Origin of the sequence: Novosphingobium flavum, assembly GCF_014230315.1 — a bacterium.
GTDB lineage: Bacteria > Pseudomonadota > Alphaproteobacteria > Sphingomonadales > Sphingomonadaceae > Novosphingobium > Novosphingobium flavum.
Window position 1 is genome coordinate 302,377 of record NZ_JACLAW010000001.1, and the last position, 21,348, is coordinate 323,724.

Sequence of the window (21,348 nt, forward strand, 5' to 3'; positions counted from 1 at the left end):
CCAGGATGGCCGGAAGGGCCCTGATCGCCGGCGACGGGCAGGGCGAGGCAGGGGTTCGCCTGCGCAAAGGGGGAGGGGCTTGTAGTTGCCCCGGCATCTGACTTATCGGGCGCTCCTGGCGCTTGCTTCCCGCGGCTATGTCGTCATTGTGAGAGGCTGACTTCAAGCCGTGTGGAGGAGCAAGCGTTTATGTCCCACGCAGGGGCGCTTTCCACTTTGGGTGAAGGAGTACTCCTCCTCGGCTTTGCCCTGACATTTGTGCTGGTTTTCCGCAGGTTGGGGCTTGGGGCTACGCTCGGTTATCTCCTTGCGGGCATCATGGTCGGGCCGCACGTTCTGGGCCTCGTCGGCGATGCTCACGCCAAGCTGGGGATCGCCGAGCTGGGGATTACCCTGCTGCTCTTCATCGTCGGGCTTGAGCTCAATCCGTCCCGGCTTTGGCGAATGAAGCAGGAGATCCTGGGGATTGGGCTGGTGCAGGTCGTAGCCTGCGGCCTTGCCGTGGCTGGCGCCCTTGTCGTGGCCGGCTTCTCCCCGACCGCGGCCATTGCCCTCGGCCTGCCCTTGGCGCTGTCCTCTACCGCACAGGTACTGCCCATGCTCCGCTCATCGGGGCAAATGCGGACACCGTTCGGCGAGCGGGCATTTGCGATCCTGCTGTTCCAGGATCTCTCGATCATCCCTCTCATCACCATCATCGCCGCGATGAGCCGCAATCCGGCGCAGGGGACGGAAACGCCCGGATGGCAGCTGGCGCTGTATAGTCTGCTCGCCGTTGCCGGGCTGATCGCAGCTGGCCGGTTCGCGATCCGCCCCCTGTTCAGGCTCATCGGCAACCTTGGCGAGCGCGAAATGTTCGTGGTCGCCGCGCTGTTCACGGTGGTGGGCGCGGCAGCCCTGATGGAGGCGCTGGGGCTGTCCACCGCACTCGGCGCGTTCGTGGCGGGGGTCATGCTCGCCGACTCTCCTTACCGGCATGAACTGGAAGCGGACGTCGAGCCGTTCCGGTCCATCCTGTTGGGCCTCTTCTTCCTGGCGGTCGGCATGCTGCTGGATCTCTCGGCCATCGCGGCACGGCCGCTGTTCGTTGTCGGCATGGCCATTGTGCTGATCGCGGTGAAGGCTGCCGTGATCTTCGCCATCGCCATGGCCGCCCGCATGCCCTGGCGCCGGGCCCTGGCGCTCGGCCTGCTGCTGAGCCAGGGCGGTGAATTCGGGTTCGTGCTGTTCACCCAGGCCCAGGGGGCCCTGCTCATTGCCCCCGAGACCGTCAGCCTGTTCGGCGCCGTGGTGACGCTTTCGATGGCAACGACGCCTTTTCTGATGGCGGCCACGCGGCGGCTGCGCACCGCGCCGCTGGAGGCCGATGCGGCCCGCAAGGGGCCCGAGGCCGATGGGGCCAATGCCATTGTGGTGGGCTATGGCCGGTTTGGCCAGACCGTTGCCCAGATGCTGATCGCCAGCGATATCCCGGTTACCCTGATCGACACGGACGTCGAGATGATCGACGTGGCGGAAAGCTTTGGCGCCAAGGTCTATTTCGGGGACGGCACACGGATCGATCTGCTGCGGCAGGCCGGTGCCGACGAGGCGGAGCTGATCCTGTTCTGCATGGACGGCGACCAGCTGTCGCCCGACCTGGTCGAAAGCGTGCACGAGGCATTCCCGGATGCCGCTATCTATATTCGCGCGTTCGACCGCCGGGCCGTCATCAGCCTGCAGGGCACGCCGGCGCGTTACATCGTCCGGGAAGTCATGGAATCCGCGATCAAGATGGCACGGCTGGCGCTGGAAGCCGTATCCGTGAGCGGGGAAGCCATCGAGCGGGCCGAGGCGATGTACCGAAACCGCGACCGCGAACGGCTGCACAAGCAAATCGAGACTGGCGATGTGCGCAGCGCACGTGACCGCATTCTGGTGCAACCCGGCAATGGCGGTCCGTCAGGGTTGTCAGCGGAAGGGCGTTAGGCCGGGCCTGGTTGCCGGGGCCATTTCCGCTCCGCATCGGCGCGTTCCTGCAGGACATCCCGTTCGAACGATCTGAAAGCCGCGATGGCGTGGAAGAACGAGCCGCCGCTTTTCTCATTTGTTGCAATGCCTTCGGTCAGTGAATGGAATTCGACCTGGCGCTTTCCAAGGGTCTCCAGTTCAACCATGAGCGTGATGAGGGACCGGGCAAGGCGATCGAGCCGCCAGACAACGATCTCATCGCCCGGCGCGGCGTAGGCGAGCATCTCGATGAAGCCGGGCTTGATCACGGCCGAGCCGGACACGTCATGATCCTGCCAAATTCTTACCGCGCCAGCAGCGCGAAGGGCCTCGATCTGAATCTCGAGATTTCCTTCGCCCTTGCTGACGCGCGCGTAACCCAACTTCACTTCTGCACACTCCTACGCGAGCAAGGACAACCTTGGCGAACGGAAGCCGGTCCCAATTCCCGGAGGGCGTTCACCGCTAGCGGTGAACGGCATTTTCAGCCAGTCGGTATCGGCGATGAAAAACCGGCGGTGCCGCGGTTGTGCCGGGGGGGTGGTCAGGAGCGCCGGCAATCGCGGCGATCCTGACCCGATCTTGAGCGGCCTGTCGATCAAGTGTCCCAATTTTCGGGGCGTTCGATCTTCCGGCATGTTGGCAGGCCCCGGAAGGTGTTGTGTCCGAAGATTAGCACGTGGTCGCGCGCCGGATCGCCGCTGACGAAAAGCTGGTAGTCGTCCGGGCCGGTCGTCAACTTGACGAAGTCGTGCTCGGTCATGCTCTTTGAAGTGCCCAGCTGCTCGGGCCAGTGGCCTTCCTCGATGCCCTTGTGGAAGCGCTCGACCATGCGGCCGCTGAGGTTGCTGAGCCGCAGCCGGGCGTGATCGTAGAAGTGCTGCTTGATCGACTGTTTGGTGAAGCCTTCCCTGATCAGCGAGTCGACGACCGTGGGCGTCAGGACGATCATTGGGTGAGTGCGTTGCCCGCGGAACACGAAATGGACGTGAAGCTGGTTGTCCGCCATGCGGTTCTCGATATTCAGCAACACGCCTTCGGCGGTGGGCCAGCCCACCTCCAGCGCGGCTGTCTTTTCCGTCGAGAAAAATAGCGTTACGACATTGTCGTCGGGCGCGAAGCCGCGATCCTCGGCATAGGTGGTCCAGCCGATTTCGCGCAGGTATTCCTCGTTCTCGGCCACCACGATCTTGAAATTGTCGCCGAAGCAGCTCTTGTCGGTCTTGTGGAGCAGAAAGCCGCAGGCATTGCGCGCATAGAGCCGGAGAAAGCGGGCGACGCTGGTATTGGCCTGGAATCCGGGCCGCATCACGCCCTGCGTGCAGTTGAACTTCAGGTCCTTGATGATCGGGCCATTGAGCAGGATCACGGTCTCGCTGCCGGGCGAGTTGCCCAGGTTGACGTGGCCGAAGTCCGGGTCGCACAGCGCTTCGACGATGGCGACGAGAATCGGCATGTATTCCGGGCGGCATCCCGCCATCACGCCGTTCACGGCGATGGTCCAGATCGTCGCCTCGCGGTTCTCGGGCTTGAGGATGCCCAGCACCTCATCCGGATCGCGCCGGGTGTGACGGAGAAAGGCTTCGACCTTCTCTATCGTTGGCGGAACGACAGGCAGGCCGTCGCTCCACTCATGCTGCAGGAAGTGTTCGTTGACCTCTTCGAAACTGCCGCTGAACGCGATGTCACGCGCTGCATGTCCGCCTGCGATCTTGACGTCGGCGGGTTGGACGGTGAGCCCTTCCACGACCATGTCCGCCATGAACTCGATCGTGTTCCGGTACACCGTTTCGTCCGGAACCGTGTTCACATGGCCGGGATGGACGGCAAACGGCAGGTTCGGCAGGCCTTCGCCTCTCGCTATGAACATGCCGGCCGTCTTGAAGCCGTCGCAGCACAGGCTGACGGTCGGTATTCCCAGTTTCTCGACGGCGATGCTTGCACGCGTCACGGCGGCAATGCATCCTCCTCAGCAACCTGAGCCGCAGATCACCGCATCGACGCCGAGTTCCTTGAACCGCTCCGGCAGCGAGGCCAACAAATCCGCTTCGCCGGCGCCGTGAAAGTTGTCGAACTCTTTCCAGCTCACGAAACGGATGCCCGGAAAGCGTTTCGGCAGCTCCGCCTCGAGCGCCGCGAACATGATGTCGCCCTTGAAGATGCGGTCCCACAACTGAACTACAACCTTGCCCTCAAGCGTATCCAGCCGTTTCGCGAGCCGGACCGTGGCACTCGTGCTCCTCCCGTAGGGCCGGACGACGTCGTATCTGTTTTCCATTTCCGGCCTCGTTGGTTGCGGAGCGCGAAGCCTATGCACAGATCGGCAAGCCGGCGACAGTGCCAAATACCTTGGCGGCCGGTTCGGCTCGTTCGAACGGGCGCGGAAGGCCGAACCGCCCTGCTGCCGCTCGGCATTGCGGACGAATTGCGATAGGATCGTCTGTGGGCTCAGCGGGCTGGGAGACGATCTGTGGGCGAAAGCAACCTTTACCACTCCGGCAACCGTGAATTGCAGGACCGGTTCGGCAGCCGCGCACTTGCCGACCGGCTGGAACAGAAACTCGCACGATCAGTCGTTTCGGACGACGACAAGGCCTTCATCGAAAGCCTGCCATATTTCTTCCTGGCAACGGCAGATGGCGAAGGGCGACCGGATTGCTCGTTCAAGGGCGGCATGCCCGGGTTCGTCCGGGTAACAGGGCCAGCCGAACTGGCCTTTCCGGACTATGACGGCAACGGCATGTTCAAGAGCCTCGGCAACCTGCTGGTCAATCCGCATGTCGGCATGCTGTTCATTTCCATGCACGGCAAGCCTCGGCGGCTTCGCATCAATGGCACGGCCAGCGTGAGCGGCGACGATCCCTTGCTGTCCGAGGCAGTCGGCGCGCAGTTGATCGTGAGGGTCCAGGCCAAGGCCATTTTTCCCAATTGCCCGCGCTATGTCCCGGCGTTGGAAATGGCCGAACCTTCGATCTACGCGCCCCGTGCCGGCGTGGATCCGCCCGAGCCGGCATGGAAGGGCTTCGATGCGTTCAAGGACGTGGTTCCGCCGCGGCATCCGACATTCAAGGGCTGACGGCCATTGCAACGGGTCGGGGAATGGCTGGTTTGACGCTCTTGCGGCACGTTTGCCGAGGGATCCGGCCAGCCCCCTGTTCAAACGCGATCAGGTTCTTTTCAGATGAACCATAATACACTATATGTTTCATCTGAAAGGTTGCTGTGATGAATGCATTCGCGAAACCCACGCCCGATCGCAGTGTCGTGCTTTCAGCTGCGGTCACCCGCGTTGCCGACCTGTGGGGGCTCAGCAACACGAAGCTTGGCGCTGTGCTGGGGTTGTCCGGGCCGACGATTTCGCGCTTGAAGCGGGGGGCAACCAAGCTGGATGCAGCCAGCAAGTCCTTCGAGGCAGGCCAGTTCCTGGTTCGCCTGTTTCGCAGCCTGGACGCTCTGCTCGGCAGTGACGACGATGCTGCTCGGCAGTGGCTCCAGACACCTAACCTCGATTTGGGTGCCAGGCCGATCGAAGCGATCGAGACAATGCGCGGGTTGATTGCAGTTTGTGATTATGTGGACTTCTACCGCGCTCGCGTCTGAGCACCGGCATTACGCCGGGGAAGTCTGGCGCGTCGTCGAAGCGCAGCACCGGATCTCGACCAACCGATTGTCCGGCAACCGGGATGAGCAGGCCTTGCTGGAGGAACTGATCGAGGAGATCAAACCTCGCCTGCCTGCGTCAGCGCAACATCTCGACTACTTGCTTGCCGCGCCGTTTCGTTACGGCCATTCCGGGGCCAGCCGCTTCCGCAAGAGCGGAGAGTTGCCCGGCATTTTTTACTCCGCCGAGAAGGAGGAGACCGCCCTGGCCGAGGCCGCTTACTGGCGGCTGCGCTTCCTTTCGCGTTCACCGGGATTTCGGCCGCCGACGACCACGACGGAACACAGTAGCTTCCGGGTCGCCGTCCGCTCGCTGCGGGCTTTGGATCTGACCCTTCCTCCGTTCGACGTGCGCGAGAAGCAGTGGATCGATCCGGTCGACTACACGGCCTGTCAGCAACTGGCCGCAGAGGCCCGAATTGCTGGCACCGAGATGCTCCGGACGAGGTCGGCTCGGGATGCGGCCGGAGGTTGCAATGTCGTGATACTGGACCCGGCCGCCTTCGCGGAACGCACACATCGTCTTGGTCGAACCTGGCACTTGCGTTTTCAGGACGGCCGGCTCCTTGCCTTGGCGGCCTTTCCGTCGTTCGACCAATTGGAGTTCACGGCGGCAGGCTTTGGTCTCGACGAGGAGCGGTAGGACTTTCGCTTTCCGCTCAGTGATTTGCGCTCGTGAACGACCGGTTTGTCGAGGATTTCGGCCGTCACTGTTTCTCGGGCGCTTGATGGGCGGGGGCAGATAACGCTCCGCCACTTGGGCGGCGCGTAGGGGCTCTGTTGGCGTTCGGGGCTGGCGACAACAGCAGCGCGCCCTGATTTCCTCGAAACTTTGTATGGCCAGGCGAACTATCACTCTGCGGTGATAGCGAACATTTGAACTCACGATTGGCGTTCCGTCCGCCGGATACTCCATTTGGCCCGAAGTTGGAAAAATCCGATGTAGGGAGAGTTCGATGAGAGGCAAATGCCGATTGAAGCGTTATTGCGCCGTTTTCGCGGTCGCGGCGGCGCTTGCTAGCCAGGGTGCTTATGCGCAGGCTGATGCGGACAAGAAGGCGGGCGAGGCGGGGCGTCCGAGCGGCGACGAGGCAGCCTCCGAGGCGATCGTGGTCACCGGCAGTCGCATTCGCGGCATTGCGCCGGTCGGCTCGCCGGTGGTGTCGCTCGGCCGCACCGATGTGCTTCAGTCAGGCAAGAACAACACCGCCGAGATCCTGCGGCAGATGCCCCAGGTGGTCGCGCTTGGGGCGACCGAAGCCCTGGGCGGCGGCGGGCAGGACGCCACCGCGAACCAGTCGCGCGCGCAGGGGCTGAACATTCGCGGACTTGGTACGCGGGCGACACTGGTTCTCTGGAACGGCAACCGGGTTGTCGGCATGGGCGGGTTCGGGAATTTCGTGGACCCTTCGACTTTCCCCACCGTGGCCCTGGAGCGGGTCGAAATCGTGGCTGACGGTGCCTCGGCGATCTATGGTTCGGACGCGGTCTCGGGCGTTGCCAACATCATCACGCGGCGCAATTTCGACGGCATCGAGGCGAATGCCCGCTATGGCATCGCGGATGGCGGCTATCATGAATTCGCCATCAGCGCGATCGCGGGCAAGACATGGTCGGGCGGCCATTTCAACCTTTCCGCCGAACACAGCGGGCACAATCTGCTGCTCGCCACCAAGCGCGCTTTCGTCACGTCCGATCAGCGTCCGTTCGGGGGTGCGGATTTCCGTTCGACCTTCTGCCGTCCGGGCAATCTGACCGCAGGCGGCACGACCAACTATCCGCTTCCGGCCGGGAACGGGGTGGGCCTTACGCCGGCCCAGCTTGCGGCGGGTTCTCCCAATCGGTGCGATTTGCAGGCATTGGGCACGATCCTGCCCAAGCAGGCCCGTGACACGGTCCTGTCGTCCTTCGCGCAGGAGCTGGCTCCTGACATCGAGCTTTTCGCCGACGCGTTTTGGACCAAGCGCACCTTCCTGAATGCGAACGTGCCGACGGCGACCGTCACGGTTCCCTCGACAAATCCGTTCTTCGTCACGCCAGTGGCGGGGCGGACTTCCGTGGCCGTTGCCTACAACTTCTATCCGGAGATCGGGTACACCTATACCCCCGGCTACGAGAAAGCCGTGATGGCGGTCGGCGGGCTTCGCGCCAAGGTCGGCGGGGACTGGCGGGTCGAACTGTCGGGTAGCATCGGGCGCTCGGACGACCTCACGAACAATACCCAGCAGGCCAATGCCACCGCGATCGCAGCGGCGGTTGCGGACACCAATCCGGCGACATCGCTGAACGTCTTCGGCTCGGCCTACACCAACAATGCGGCTACCCTTTCGAACCTGTTCACCGGCCTTTTCGTCATCAAGGGCTACAACGTCCTCAAGTCCGTGAACGGCAGCGCCCAGGGCTCGCTGTTCGACTTGCCCGGCGGGGCCGTGAAACTTTCGGTAGGCGGCGAATATCGCAGCGAGCTGAACTTCGGCATCCTGACGCGGGGCACGCAATCGGCGCCGCTGGCCGGTGACCCGTTCAGGGGCACGCGCACCGTGAGTTCGGTCTTTGGCGAGGTTTACCTGCCGATCCTGCGCAACAGCGGCATTCCCGGGCTGCAATCGCTCAATCTGTCGCTGGCCCTGCGCCATGAGCATTATTCCGACGTCGGCAATACCACGAACCCCAAGGTGGGAGTCACCTGGGTGCCCTTGGAAGGGCTGAGCCTGCGGGGCAGCTACGGGCGTTCGTTCCGGGCACCTTCGATCGCCGAGGCGAACTTCAAGTCGGCCGGCTATGGCATCAACGTCAACACGGCGCTGGCCGATCCGCTCTCGCCTACGGGCGTGAGCAACGGGATCAGCCTGGTAGGCGGGAATCCCGACCTGGCCCCCGAAAAGTCGCGGACCTATACGATCGGCGCCGACCTGCGGCCGCTTCCCGGCCTGAGCCTTTCGACGACATTCTTCTCGATCTCCTACACGGGCCAGATTGCCGATCTGGTCAATCCGACCGTGCTGCAGAGCCCGTTCTATTCCGCCTATGTGATCCGCAACCCGACGCAGGAGCAGATCCAGCAATACCTGAACTTCGGCGGCTCACCGCTGCCGATCAGCCTGGGTACCTTGCCCGCCACGGTTTCCTTCATCATTGACGCGCGCCGCCACAATCTGGGCGATACGAAGATGGAGGGCCTGGATTTCGACCTCGGATACCAGTTCGGCACCGCGATCGGCGACTGGAACCTCCACACCAGCGCGACGCTGCTGACCAGACTGGCAGTGAGCGCCGCGCCCGGCGCGCCGGTGGTCGACGTGAAGGGACATATCAATCGCGCACCGGAGTTCCGCCTGCGGAGCGAGGTCGGTTTCCGGTCCGGGCCGGTTTCGGCGCAGATCGCGGCCAATTACGCCACGAGCTACATCAACGACCTGACGGCGCCGGCCTATCGCATCCCCGCAAACACGACCTTCGATCTGTTTGTCGGCTATTCGCTGGGCAAGCTCGTGCCGGCGCTGAAGGATGGCAGCCTGTCGCTGACCATCAACAACGTCTTCGACCGCGACCCGCCCCATTCCAACACGGCACTGGGTTACGATCCCCAGTCCGCCTCTGCGCTCGGACGGACCATGGCCGTTGCGCTGAATACCCGGTTTTGAACCGCACGCCCTCGGGAACGGCAGGGGAGCTATGCTCCCTTGCCGCCTTCCAGCGCCGCAAGCCGGAGGCTGACCGGCTCGGCCGCGGCAAAGACGCGATCCCTCAGCCAGATGTTGGCGGGATCATGATCCTGACTGAAGGGCCAGGCCATCGCGCACTGGATGATCGGGGTCTCGAAGGGCAGCGGGCAACTGCGAAGGGGAAGGCTGAGCTGATGAAACTGGGCAAAGCTCGCAGGCACGATCGACACCCCGCCGCCGGCCGCGACGATGTGGGGAATGATTTCCATCGGAACCGCCGCGCTGTGCGGTGCCTCCAGATCCATCGGCGGCATGGCGAGGCGCTGTTCTTTCAAGGGCTCGACAAAGCGGAGGCGGGCCAGCTCGTCACGCGTGATCGTGTCTCCGGCAAAATGCTGCTGGGCCGAGACGAGGCAGCGCCAATGATCCTCGAATACGATGATGTTGGGCGTCATCGGCGGGAGCAGATTGACGTTGGAAAGAACGATGTCGATGTCCCCGGCGCCGAACTGCTCCCACGAGGAACCGAGCGGCACGCATTCAAGCCGAACCTGCGGCGCGACGAGGGCGATGGCCTGGATCAGGTTGGGCATCACCATCGCGCCGACGTGCGGCGGCATCGCCAGCGTGAAGCTCCGGTCATTTGCCGCCGGATCGAAATGGGGGCGGGCCTTCGCAAGCGCCCGAATGCCCTTGAGCGTGGCTGCAACCTGCTCCTTCAGCGAATGGGCGAATGGGGTAAGCACCATTTGACCGCCGTGACGGATCAGCAGATCGTCGGAAAAATGCCTGCGCAATTGGCCCATGACATTGCTCACCGCCGGCTGCGACAGCGCCAGGCGCTCGGCAGCGCGACTGATATGGCGTTCTGCCAGTACGGCTTCGAGAATTTCGATGTGCCGAACTTCCAATCCCAACGGGGTCATAGCTTGCTTTCCGCAATGCGATTCTAGGATTTTATCCGGAAGTTCCGGATTTAATGGCAATGTTATACTATTTAATAATTTAATGCTATATCTTTTTTAAAGAGGTGACGAGGTGGCTTCTAATATTTCTGGAGGAGAGGCTGTTGCGGCGGCTCTAAAATCCTTCAAGATTAGAAATGTATTCGGAGTGGCAAGCGGAAAGCTTTCACCTTTACTGAAGGCAATTTCTGACAGGCCCGAGCTGGATTACATGGGCGTCAGGCACGAAGCGTCCGCGGCCTTCATGGCGACCGCCATTGCCGCGCGCCATGGCGAACCTGCGGTGTGCCTGGGGGAAACAGGTGCGGGGGGGCTCAATCTGCTGAGCGGATTGGGCGGGGCGTTTGCCAACAGCCTGCCCGTCATCGCGATCACCTCCAACAACAGCAGCCATCTGATCGACCCCGACGCCGGCGTGTTCTCGTCGTCGCGCAACAGGGCGCTGTTCGAAGCTGTCACCAAGTGGTCCTGTGACGTGCGAGCCGGGGAACGCATACCGGAACTGATGCGCGAGGCATTCCGCCGGGCAACGACGGGAAGGCCGGGGCCGGTGCACATCGATATCCCGGCCGACATTCTCGCCAACACGATGGAAGCCCCGGCTGGCGAGCTCGAAGCACCGCGATGGCATTATGCCGTCCCATCGTCAGTTGGTCCGCGTTTTCATGAACTCGAGGCGGCTGCTGATGTCCTGCTTCGGGCTGAGCGCCCGCTGATAATCGCGGGTGGCGGGGCAATCGCTGCCAGCGAAAAGATCGTGGCCCTGAGCAACATGACCGGCTGGCCGGTTGTCACCACGCAGATGGGACTTGGGATAATGCCCTCCGATCACGAAAATCTGGTCGGTCAAGGCGGGATCATTGGTGGGCCTGCGGTCCAGAAGGCGCTGCTGGAGGCCGATGGCCTGCTGGTCGTCGGGTGCCGCTTTTCGTCCTGGATGTGGCCCGATGGAAGGCGCGGGTGGACTCATCCCGATCGCCAGAGCGTCGTGCAGGTCGACATCGATCCGCCTGTGATTGGCCGCTATGCTCCCGTCGACCACGGCTTTGTCTGCGACAGCAGCGCCTTTCTCAGTTCCATCATCGCCTGGGTGGGCGAACTGGCGATCCCTGATCGGCGCAAATGGGCGCAGGAGCTTCGCGAGGTCCGTGATCGGCATCGGGCCGCGCTCAGGGCCCTGTCGGACGAACGGACTACGCCGATCCACCCGGCGGCACTTGCCAATGCGGTCGGATCGGCAATCGGCGGAGCAGGCCTTGTCATCTTCGATGGCGGACACACGACCTTCTGGAGCAATGATTTTACCCCGGTGCCGGGGCCCCGTACCCGGTTTCACGAACCCGGCATGACTCACCTGGGGTTCGGCCTGCCATGGGCCCTCGCCATGAAGCGGGCGGAGCCGGACCTGCCGGTGTGGTGCATCACCGGCGACGGCGCTTTCGGCTTTACCATCCAGGAACTGGACACGGCGCGCCGCGAAGGCCTCGACGTCCTGATCGTCGTGCACAACAACGAAGCGCTCGGGGTCATCCAGCAAGGTCAGGAAAAGGCAGGCTTTTCGCTCGGGACCAGCCTTGCTGGCACCGATTACGCTGCCGTGGCCAGGGGGTTCGGCTGCTTTGGCGAGGTGGTCACTACGCTGGATGAAATCCCCGGCGCGATCGCCCGGGCGCGCGCGAGCGGACTGCCGGCGGTACTGGACGTGCGGGTGAAGTTCGTCCCGCATCCGATGCTCCCGGCCTTCGCCCGAAGCTCGCAGGGCTGAGCGTGCAAAGTCAGAACAGGGTCTGAAAATGAGAATTCGCACCGAAATCGGTACGGCCGTGCTGCTCGCACTGGCATTCGGAACCGTCATGCTGGACCGGATGGTCCAGCTGTTCCTGGGCACGGACCTCACCGCGGAATTCAGTCTCACGGGCAGCCAGCTCGGCCTGCTGGCCGGGGTGGTGAGCCTGTCATGGGCGCTCTCGACAATGATCTTCGGGGCGCTGTCCGATCGAATTGGCAGGAAGCGCGTTCTGGTTCCGGCCATGATCGCCTTCTCGGTCGCCTCGCTCCTGACGGCCTTTGCGCGAAGTTTCGGCGAGCTGCTGGCGATGCGGGCCCTGCTCGGTTTCTGCGAGGGGCCCTGCTGGTCGGTGATCATGGCGTTCATGTCCGACCGTTCGTCGCCCGACCGGCGGGGGCGGAATATCGGCATCGTCAACTGCGCGGGTTCGCTAGCCGGTTCTGCGCTCGCTCCCATCTTCGCGGCGCAGATTACCACCGCGTTCGGCTGGCGGGCGGCCTTCCTGGTGGCGGGCGTGCCGGGCTTCGTGCTCGCCATGCTGATCGCCTATTTGCTGGATGAACCTGCGGTTCGGTCAAAGTCCGAGCGCATGGGGACAAGCGACCTGCGGCGCCTGATGCGGCAGCCGTCCTTGTGGCTGTGTCTTGCGGGCGCTTCGTGCTTCACGACCTTTGTCATCTCCTCCTCGATCTTCGCACCCATTTACCTCATCGCCGATCAGGCATTCACAAAGTCGGCGGCCGGGTTGGTGATGGGGCTGTCAGGGCTCGGCGGGTTCATCTATGCGCTGGTCGGGCCGCTCGCATCCGATCGGATCGGGCGGCGGAAAATCCTCGTTCTCGCTGCGGGCCTGAGCTGCCTGATGCCGATCACGGTGCTTGCCGGTGGAGGCATTCCGGTTGCGGCATTGGGCGCGGGCATGGTCCTCCTTACCGCGGCGCCCGTCATCGCCACCCTGATGCTGATCGTATTGCCGGTGGAATATTCGCCGCGGGCCCTGGGTGCCTCGGCGATCGGCTTCGTGGCAATCGGCGCCGAAGGGATCGGGGCTACTATCGGTCCGGTTCTGGCTGGAATCGTCGCGGAAAGCTGGGGCCACGCGGCAGTGATGTGGTTCTGCAGCGCCACGATGGTCGTGGTCCTGCTGATCGCGCTGGTCTTGCCTGAGCCCGCACATGAGACGGCCTAGGCATCCCGGCGCCGGGCTATCACGCGGCGAAATAGTCGTGATCAGGACAATGGATTGGCGCGGCTCGCATCATCGATGCACCCCGCCGGGGGAAGAACAGGGCATGAGAGGATAATGGAATGATCAGAACCTTCGCGCTGGGGTGCAGCCTCGCTGCTATTTGCGCCTCGCCGGTTAATGCGAAGATCGTGGCTCGCGACATCAAGATCCTGATGGATGCGTCCGACCCGTCTCATGCTGCGGACGTTGGCAAGACGCATGAGGCGCGGATCTACTACGATGACAGCAAGATCGATCCGGTTAGCCATCGCGTGCCGATCCTGCACCAGCAGCACACCCCGATGCTGATCCCGGCCCATCCCGATGCCGCCGAAATGCCGGTGGGCAATGCCTGGCTGGATCTCGGGTCCAAGCCCTACCGCTATCACATGGCCGCTTCGCCCGCAGTGCGGCTGCGCCCTGACGGCAAACCGGCGTGGGCGCCCTATGCCATCCTGTTCGATGAGGACACCCAGCGCATGACCATCCGCCGGCAGTCAGACGGCGGGCTCGAACTCTCCGGCAAGTACATCGTCGGCGAGGAGGAAATGAGCGGGCCGCAGGTTGACTGGGTGATCAACGGCAAAGGCGCCCCGGATGGGCGCGGGCAGGCCATGACAAACGTGTTGCCCGCCGTGGGAACAGGCAGCCCGTCGCCGGGCTTGCCGCACGCGCCAACGCCGCCGCTGAAGGTTGGCAAGAGTGCGAAGCTGGTCGCGCTTCGGGTCGACGTCGTGGTGGATCAGGTCGCTCCCGAAGATGAGGGAATGTACAAGGTCGGCCAGGCCGACACGGCTCGGATTGTCTATGACGCCTCGGCCGTGGACCCGAAAACGCACACCGTTTCGATCTTGGAGGAAGCCCATCTGATCGGCGGCAAGTATCACCCGAACAGGGAAACGCGTGCCTCGGTCCTGGACATGAGCCAGCGCCCTTATCGGCTCACTTATGCCTCATCCGTCACGCACGGGCGACCTCTTGTGGTCCTGTTCGAGGGAGCAACCCAGCGCATGGCCATGCTCGCCCGTCCGGATTTTCATATGTTGATCGCCGGCAAATACGTGATCAATCCGGAGCCGGTTCCCTACGACGTCAACCGCCCGGAAGATTGAGCGGCTGATCCGAACCTGCCGCGGATATCGGTTCGTCTCGTGCGGGCCGATTTCGGTCTGGCGCGCGGCAGGTTCGAAGGCCCCGTTTGGCCAGTTGAACGTCGGTTTGATCGAGCGGGCAATGTCACATCACCGGGCAACCGGCTCCATGATCAGGTTGCCGCTGCTGGACTGGTGTTGGTCCGAAAGCCCTGCGACAGGGTATGATAGAGCTTGGCCGGGCAAATCTGACTGTCCACCCAGTCTGCCGTGAGCGGTGCCCGCACAACACCCATGAAATAGGCCGCGACGCCGAGCAGGATGATGGCGCCGGATGGCCCGCCTTGTTGCTCGGAGAATGCATCTGGGCGAATGGTGCTCTCACGGTCACCTTTGCCCGCCCCTTCGATCTTCTCGCGAGCTATGCTGAAGCGGTGCGCGAGGATCGTGAGCCGGACGAATTGTTGGCGGCTCTCGGCAAGGCCGTTTCCCAGCCGAATGCGGCGGCCAAACAGTTGATCGCCCGTTACAATGCGATGTGCCGTCTGCAGCAGAGCGAGGCAGAGCGGACCAGGGCAGACGAATATGCCTGGCCAGATCCGGCTGCGGCTGCGGGGTAAGGCATCCCGTCCCGAACATGCTGGCGGTGTGCCGATGGCAGCCATGGTCGGCAACGTCGCTAGCATGTTAGGTCGGGAGGGTTGGGCTTTTGACCGCTTAGTTCGGCGGTCCGGTAAGTCTCCTAACGAACCCGACCACGCGGCCATACGTTCACCGAAACAAAATGAGACGGTTGAACGGCGGCGAGTTGGATAGTCCTGAACGTCTATTTCCTGACGGCCAAGGAGTAAAGCGGACCGACCGCTCCCAGATGAGCGCGACCGCGCATTGCACGGTCTTGGTTAGCCTTCGCCGTGCCGGCCGGCGAGTTCGTCCTTGGTGAGAGGGGGTATCACGATGCCGGGGCTAATCGTATCGATCCGGGCGCCGCGTCTCCTCCAACTGGTCATGTCGTGCGGCCGTGCGAACGGAGCCTTGATGTGGCGGCGAATGTCACTCTTGCAGTATGACTGCCGCGAAATATCCAATCTGGTCGATTAGCCACCGCAGGCCGGCGTCGGTTGCACGTGTCTCGTGATATTGCGCCAATTGCCTTAGAGGGGGCAGGGCGAAGGGCAGGTCTGCGTAGGCGAGGGGGAAGTGGCGTGCTGCATCGTGCGCCAGCCGGCGGTGCATGAGCGCCAGCCGCATGGTTCCTATCAGCAGCCACGGCACGACGACGAACGAAGGCGCTACGATGTCAATGCGGCGGGAGTAGCCAAGAAGTTCCAGTTGCTTGTCGCCAACCGCGGTAATCCGCGGGCCGCCGACCGAAACCGCGACATGTCCGTGCGCGAGCACGTCCTCGGCCGTGATCGGCGAGGCGAATATCGGGTTGTCGAGCCACCCGGCGAGGACGAACTCCTCTTCGTAAAGAGGCTCTGCGGGAAATCCGGCCACGGCCCATTCCGCTGGCGTGACCAGAAGATCGATCTCGCCGCGGCGCAGACGGCCCTCTGCGTGTTCATCACTTAGGCTGACGTGGATGCGCACGCCGGGAGCAGCCTGCGCGAGATGGCGGGCAAGCGGAGCGAGGATGGTCGCGGCAACATAGTCAGATGCGTTGACGCGGAAAAGACGATCAGACCGTTCGGGCGCGAATTCCACCGGCATCGATAGGACTGATTCAGCGCTGCGCAGACAGGCCCGCACTTCCGGCAGGAGCGATTCGGCAAGTGGCGTGGGGTACATGCGCTTGCCCTGAACGACCAACAGTTCGTCGCCGAAGTATTCCCTGAGCCGCCCCAACGCGGCGCTCGCCGCAGGTTGGCTGATCCCGATCCTCTCCGCCGCCCGCGAGGTGCTGCGGGTCTCCATCAGAGCATCGAAGACAACGAAGAGATTGAGGTCGAGACCCTTCAGGCGCACGCGAAACTCCAATCGATTAAGAAACGATATCATTATCGAGTTGATCAATTTGTTTTACAGCAGGGCGGGCTTTGGTCAATGATATTGGTCAGACCGGTATGCTCTGCTGGTCGACCATTCAGAACAACAACAGGGAGAAACCATGCGCCCCGCCCTCGCCACCGCGCTGCTGACTGCCAGCACCATGATCGCCCCCGCCGCTCTCGCGCAGGGTACCAGCCCGGCCGCAGCGAGCGTTGATGCAGCCGCCGATGGCACAGCCAGCGGCGAAATCATCGTGACCGCACAGCGGCGCAGTGAAAGCCTCCAGAAGGTCCCGGTCAGCCTGACCGCAGTGACCAGCGAAATGCTGCAATCGCGCCAGATCAACGATCTGACCCAGATCGCCCGCGCCGCACCCTCGCTTCAGGTCGGCAGCGACAACACCTTCGCCGTGCGCGGCGTCGGGACACTGGCTTTCGCCGGGACGATCGATTCGAGCGTGGCCCTCTCGCTTGACGAAGTGAACCTTGGCCGCCCGTTCCTTGGCGGTTCGCTGTTCAACGACCTTGAGCGCGTCGAAGTGCTCAACGGGCCGCAAGGCCTGCTGTTCGGCAAGAACGCCTCGGCCGGCCTGCTCAATATAGTCACGGCCAAGCCCAAGCTGGGCGAATTCTCGAGCAAGACCGATCTCGAATTCGTCTCGCGCGATACCCCGCAGTCGCCCGGCAATGCCAATGGCGTGATCGCCAAGCAGGTGCTCAACATCCCGGTTTCGGCGAATTCGGCCCTGCGTCTCAACGCGCTCTATTCCTATCAGGAACCGGGCACGACCTTCGTCGGCAAACTCAACCCCGGCGTGCGCAATGACATCAACCCGCGCTCGTGGTCGTTCAAGGCCAAGTACCTGCTCGAGGCCGATGCCCTGTCGCTCTACCTGATCGGCGATCTTAACAAGAACACTGGCGTCGGCGGCGGGTTCGACCGACCCTATTTCGTCGTCGCACCGGACAGCGTCAACACCGCCGCGCTTGCCGCCGACGGGATCACCCCGGGCGCGAACAACTTCAAATATGGCAGCGAAACCGGATATTTCCGCGACATCAAGACCGGCGGCGCTCAGGCGCGGCTGGCCTATACGCTGGATTCAGGTCTTGAAATCAGCAACTTGGCGGCCTGGCGCTTCTACACCGTTGAGCAGCAGTACGACATCGACAACCTGTCGGCCGACGGCGCCAGCATCAACCGCACCAGCGGCCGCTATGACCAGTATTCGAACGAACTGCGCGTGGCCCTGCCATCGGGCAACCGCCTGACTGGCCAGGCCGGGCTGTATTACTTCAAGTCGACCCTCGATCAGTCGAACGTGATCCGCGGCGCCAATTATGTGCCCTCGTTCGTTGCCAGCGGCTATCCGTTCTGCGTGGGAGTCACGGCCGTACCCGGCGCCAACCCGCCCACCTGCTCGGTCAGCAACGTATCCTTCCTCGGCCGGGACAACGCATATGTGCTGGATACCGAGAGCTATGCCGGGTTCGGCCAGCTGACCTATGACGTGACGAACCAGTTCAAGCTGATCGCCGGCGGCCGCGTCACCCATGACAAGGTCTCGATCCACCTCGTCCAGGGGCAATACAACTACTTCACCAACCTGGGCGGACCGAATGCGACGATCGACCGGCGCTATTCCCACACCAACTTCAGCTGGAAGCTGGGCGCACAGTATCAGGTGACGCCCGACATCATGCTCTATGGCTTCTATGGTCGCGGCTACAAGGGGCCGGGCTTCAATGACGTCGCCCCGGTGATCACGGCCTCGCTGGTGGTGCGCGAGGAATCTTCGAAGGCGCTTGAAGCGGGCATCAAGTCGAGCTTCTTCAACCGCCGCCTGACCCTGAACCTGTCGGCCTTCCAGACCAAGTTCGACAACTTCCAGGTCCAGTCGTTCGACACAGTGATCCGCACGTTCCAGATCCTGAACGCGGCCAAGGTTACCACCAAGGGTATCGAAGCGAGCCTGTATGCAGCGCCGGTAACCGGCCTGACCCTGAACGCCAGCGCTTCGCTGCTGTCGTCCAAATTCGGCAGCTTCCCGGGCGCCCAGTGCTACCCCACCCAGACGACCGCGGGCTGCACAATTACCCAGACGACCTTTGACGCCAGCGGCCTGCGCCTGCCCAACTCGCCGGAATTCACCTCTACGGTCCAGGCCAAGTACGAATTCCCGGTCAGCGGTTCGGTAAAGCCGTTCATCGAGGGTAACTGGTATCACCGAAGCTCGGTCAAGACCTCTCCGGCTGAAACGCCGGGGGCGACGATCCCGATGGTGGACCTGTTCGGCGCCAGCCTTGGCGCGCAGATCGGCGGCAACATCCGCGTCACGCTGTTCTGCCGCAACTGCACCAATGTCCACATGCCGACCTCGATCGGAACCGATCCGGGCGATGCCTCGGCTCGGGACAATCGGGGTAATGCGGTCCCCAAGCTGACGCTGCTCCGCACCTTCTCGCTGGATTCGTTTCGTACCTTCGGGCTGGGGCTTGGCTTCCGGTTCTGATCGCAGCGGTTGATCTCCACCGGCCGGGGAAGCGGGCATTCCCCGGCCGGTGGCTGGACTGAAAGAAAGTGTCATGAGTTTCGCACGGCGCGAAATTGCCGGTTCGATGGGAGCTCTGCCAGCCCACTGGTTTGCCGAAACGCCCGGTGGATCAACTGCGCGAGGCAATTAAAAATACGGCAGGTCAGCCATGACGATACCAACGATCAATTTCGACCCTTACGCAGAAGACGTTCTTGCTGCCCCTTTTCCACATCACACAGGTTTACGGGACGTCGGTCCTGTAATGAGGTTGGAGCGATACGACTGTTATGGCATCGCTCGATATGCGGAATGCACCGGCTAGCGAAACCAGCCTCGCTGTTTCGCTAGCCGGTGCAGTTGCTTTGACTGAGCCGGGAATCCATCTTCATCGATCACGGCACTGCGTGGCAATTGGCCAGGCGGCAATCATCAGTGACCGCGTGCGGATATATCAGGCCATAACACTCGGCGCGCGCAGCTTCAGCGCCGATGCCGAAGGCAGGCTCATCAAGGACGAACGTCGTCACGCGTCATCCAGAACGACGTGACGATCTATGCCGGCGCGGCGATCCTCGGGCGAATAGCCGTCCGAGCCGGGCTATGCATTGGCAATCTCCATGGTGACGCCGCTCGACGACGAGTAAGCCGCATAGAGCTGGGCATAGCGACCCTTGCCGGCCAGTAGCTGTCCGTGCGGGCCCAGCTCGACAATTTCTCCCTCGTGGACGACGGCGATCCGGTCCGCTTCGCGGATGGTTGCCAGCCGGTGAGCGATGATGACCGAGGTGCGGCCCTGGCACAGGCGGCGCAAGGCCACCTGGATCTTTCGCTCGGTCGCCACGTCGACGGCCGAGGTGGCTTCATCCAGCACCAGGATGGCGGGATCGGCCAGATAGGCCCGAACGAGGCATACGAGCTGACGCTGGCCCTGACTCAGCTGGTTGCCGAGGGCGCCGACCTGGGTGTGATAGCCGTGCGGCAGGGCTTCGAGCACCTCGTCGGCGCCGATGGCGCGGGCGGCTGCGATCAGATCGGGGTCGGATGCATCGGGCTTGGCGAGGCGCAGGTTTTCCAGCACCGTGCCGCCAAACAGGACATTGTCCTGCAGGACAACGCCGACTTCCTGGCGCAGATCGGCCTCTGACAGGGTCCGAATGTCGTGCCCGTCGAGCAGGACCGCGCCTTCATCGACATCATAGAACCGCGTGAGCAGCTGGACGAGGGTGCTCTTGCCGTGCCCGGTGGGGCCGACGATCGCCAGCGTCTCGCCGGGGCGGATCGTGAGATTGAGCCCCCGGATCACCGGCTTGCCGGGCAGGTAGCCGAAGGAGACATCGCGAAAGCGGATCTCGCCCTCGAGCGGGGGCAAGGGAACCGGTCGCTCGGGCTCCGCAACATCGGGCCGCGTATCGAGCAGGAGGAAGATGCGCTGGGCGCAGGCCGTGCCATTGGCGAAGCGTTCGAACAGGTCGCTGAATTCCTGCAGCGGAGCGAGGAACAGGTATACGTAGAACAGGCTCTGCGCGAGCTGGCCCAGCGTCAGCGTGCCGAGCGCGATCCCGCGCCCGCCGATGGTGAGGATGAGCGCCAGCCCCAGCGTGGTGAGCACGCCGGTGAACGGGGCGAACCAGCCGGACCGCGACGAGCCGCGGACCAGGGCGCGGTTGAAATCATGGAGCAGGCTTTCGTAGGCGAGCAGGTTCTCCTGCTCGCGCCCCGCCTGCTTGATCAGGCGTACCCCGGCGACGGTTTCGACCAGATGAGCGGTAAACCGGCTGCGATGCTCGGCCACCTTGGCCCAGTTGCGCTGGGCGAGCCGCTTGAACAGTACGGTTCCCAGCACGAGCAGGGGCACGATGCCGGCTAGGCCGAGCAGCAGGTCGGGTGCGATCAGCCACAGCAGGGCCGCGGAAATCAGCAAGCGCAGCACGGCCGAGAGGAATTCGGGCGGCCCCTGGATCAGCAGCGGCTCGAGCGTGTCGACATCGCGGTCGGCGCGCGAGATGATCCGCCCGGCCTTGGTGCGATCGAAATAGCCGACGCTCAGCCGCTGCACATGGGCGAAGACCTGCGCGCGCAGATCGTTGAGGACGCGGATCGCGGCGAGCCCGGCGCAGTATTGCGAGAGGCCGCCCAGCGCGAACCGCGCCGTCCAGGTGGCGGCAAGGCCGGCACATGCCCAGGCGATGACGGGCCAGTGGATGCCGCCTTGCCGGAACCCCCGGTCGATCACGAGGCCGATCAGGGCCGGCCGCAGGAAAATGACCGCCACCTGCGCCAGTTCGATCGACACGACGGCCGCGATCAGGGCGCGCACAGGCGTCAGGAGCGGCAGGAGGCGGCGGCGGATGGCGCGTTCGAGCCCGGCCTTGGCCAGCTGTTCTTCCAGTTCGATGTCGGAAAGCGCGGAATCGCCGCGAAACCCCTTCATGG

The 21,348-nt window shown here is 63.3% G+C and carries 16 protein-coding genes; 10 read left to right on the forward strand and 6 right to left on the reverse strand.

Annotated features, from left to right (window positions below):
- Positions 1-189 precede the first annotated feature (189 nt).
- Positions 190-1,968, forward strand: coding sequence for a cation:proton antiporter domain-containing protein (locus H7F51_RS01345; protein ID WP_185662400.1), 1,779 nt, complete (start codon positions 190-192; stop codon positions 1,966-1,968).
- Here H7F51_RS01345 and H7F51_RS01350 read toward each other — a convergent pair.
- Both H7F51_RS01350 and H7F51_RS01355 read right to left on the reverse strand, forming a co-directional pair.
- Positions 1,965-2,378, reverse strand: a complete 414-nt coding sequence (locus H7F51_RS01350) for a recombinase family protein (RefSeq protein WP_185662401.1) — start codon at positions 2,376-2,378, stop codon at positions 1,965-1,967. The two genes, H7F51_RS01345 and H7F51_RS01350, sit on opposite strands and share 4 nt — an antisense overlap.
- 209 nt (positions 2,379-2,587) lie before the next feature.
- On the reverse strand, positions 2,588-4,267 hold the full coding sequence (locus tag H7F51_RS01355) for a UGSC family (seleno)protein (protein WP_425490991.1): 1,680 nt from the start codon (positions 4,265-4,267) through the stop codon (positions 2,588-2,590).
- Positions 4,268-4,459: 192 nt separating this feature from the next.
- Between H7F51_RS01355 and H7F51_RS01365 the strand changes: the two genes are divergently transcribed.
- The 4 genes from H7F51_RS01365 (at position 4,460) to H7F51_RS01380 (ending at position 9,293) form a co-directional block, all read left to right on the forward strand.
- Positions 4,460-5,065 (forward strand): pyridoxamine 5'-phosphate oxidase family protein, encoded by a 606-nt coding sequence (locus tag H7F51_RS01365; protein WP_185662404.1) that lies wholly within the window; start codon positions 4,460-4,462, stop codon positions 5,063-5,065.
- A gap of 149 nt (positions 5,066-5,214) precedes the next feature.
- A complete protein-coding gene (locus H7F51_RS01370) occupies positions 5,215-5,589 on the forward strand; it encodes an antitoxin Xre/MbcA/ParS toxin-binding domain-containing protein (protein WP_185662405.1) in 375 nt (124 codons plus the stop codon).
- Positions 5,561-6,292, forward strand: a complete 732-nt coding sequence (locus H7F51_RS01375; RefSeq protein ID WP_185662406.1) for an RES family NAD+ phosphorylase — start codon at positions 5,561-5,563, stop codon at positions 6,290-6,292. Before H7F51_RS01370 ends, H7F51_RS01375 begins: the two co-directional genes overlap by 29 nt.
- A 331-nt stretch (positions 6,293-6,623) precedes the next feature.
- A complete protein-coding gene (locus H7F51_RS01380; RefSeq protein WP_185662407.1) occupies positions 6,624-9,293 on the forward strand; it encodes a TonB-dependent receptor plug domain-containing protein in 2,670 nt (889 codons plus the stop codon).
- Positions 9,294-9,322: 29 nt separating this feature from the next.
- Here H7F51_RS01380 and H7F51_RS01385 read toward each other — a convergent pair whose 3' ends face one another.
- The gene (locus H7F51_RS01385; protein ID WP_221773937.1) at positions 9,323-10,300 is read right to left on the reverse strand and encodes a LysR family transcriptional regulator; all 978 of its coding nucleotides are present in this window, start codon (positions 10,298-10,300) and stop codon (positions 9,323-9,325) included.
- 52 nt (positions 10,301-10,352) lie between these two features.
- On the opposite strand from H7F51_RS01385, the gene H7F51_RS01390 reads away from it, so the two are divergent.
- From H7F51_RS01390 to H7F51_RS01400, 3 genes are all read left to right on the forward strand, one after another.
- On the forward strand, positions 10,353-12,044 hold the full coding sequence (locus tag H7F51_RS01390) for a thiamine pyrophosphate-dependent enzyme (RefSeq protein ID WP_185662409.1): 1,692 nt from the start codon (positions 10,353-10,355) through the stop codon (positions 12,042-12,044).
- Positions 12,045-12,072: 28 nt separating this feature from the next.
- Complete coding sequence (locus H7F51_RS01395; protein ID WP_185662410.1) at positions 12,073-13,257, forward strand: MFS transporter; 1,185 nt, start codon at positions 12,073-12,075, stop codon at positions 13,255-13,257.
- Between the two features lie 119 nt (positions 13,258-13,376).
- Positions 13,377-14,408: a hypothetical protein gene (locus H7F51_RS01400; protein WP_185662411.1), complete on the forward strand. Its 1,032-nt coding sequence runs from the start codon at positions 13,377-13,379 to the stop codon at positions 14,406-14,408.
- A gap of 152 nt (positions 14,409-14,560) precedes the next feature.
- Here H7F51_RS01400 and H7F51_RS01405 read toward each other — a convergent pair whose 3' ends face one another.
- Complete coding sequence (locus tag H7F51_RS01405) at positions 14,561-15,052, reverse strand: hypothetical protein (RefSeq protein WP_185662412.1); 492 nt, start codon at positions 15,050-15,052, stop codon at positions 14,561-14,563.
- Positions 15,053-15,440: 388 nt separating this feature from the next.
- Positions 15,441-16,388, reverse strand: coding sequence for a LysR family transcriptional regulator (locus H7F51_RS01410; RefSeq protein ID WP_221773938.1), 948 nt, complete (start codon positions 16,386-16,388; stop codon positions 15,441-15,443).
- 109 nt (positions 16,389-16,497) lie between these two features.
- Between H7F51_RS01410 and H7F51_RS01415 the strand changes: the two genes are divergently transcribed.
- On the forward strand, positions 16,498-18,891 hold the full coding sequence (locus H7F51_RS01415; protein WP_185662413.1) for a TonB-dependent receptor: 2,394 nt from the start codon (positions 16,498-16,500) through the stop codon (positions 18,889-18,891).
- Positions 18,892-19,202: 311 nt separating this feature from the next.
- The gene (locus H7F51_RS18940) at positions 19,203-19,463 is read left to right on the forward strand and encodes a hypothetical protein (protein ID WP_425490986.1); all 261 of its coding nucleotides are present in this window, start codon (positions 19,203-19,205) and stop codon (positions 19,461-19,463) included.
- Positions 19,464-19,513: 50 nt separating this feature from the next.
- Here H7F51_RS18940 and H7F51_RS01425 read toward each other — a convergent pair whose 3' ends face one another.
- Complete coding sequence (locus H7F51_RS01425; RefSeq protein ID WP_185662414.1) at positions 19,514-21,346, reverse strand: ABC transporter ATP-binding protein; 1,833 nt, start codon at positions 21,344-21,346, stop codon at positions 19,514-19,516.
- Positions 21,347-21,348 lie beyond the last annotated feature (2 nt).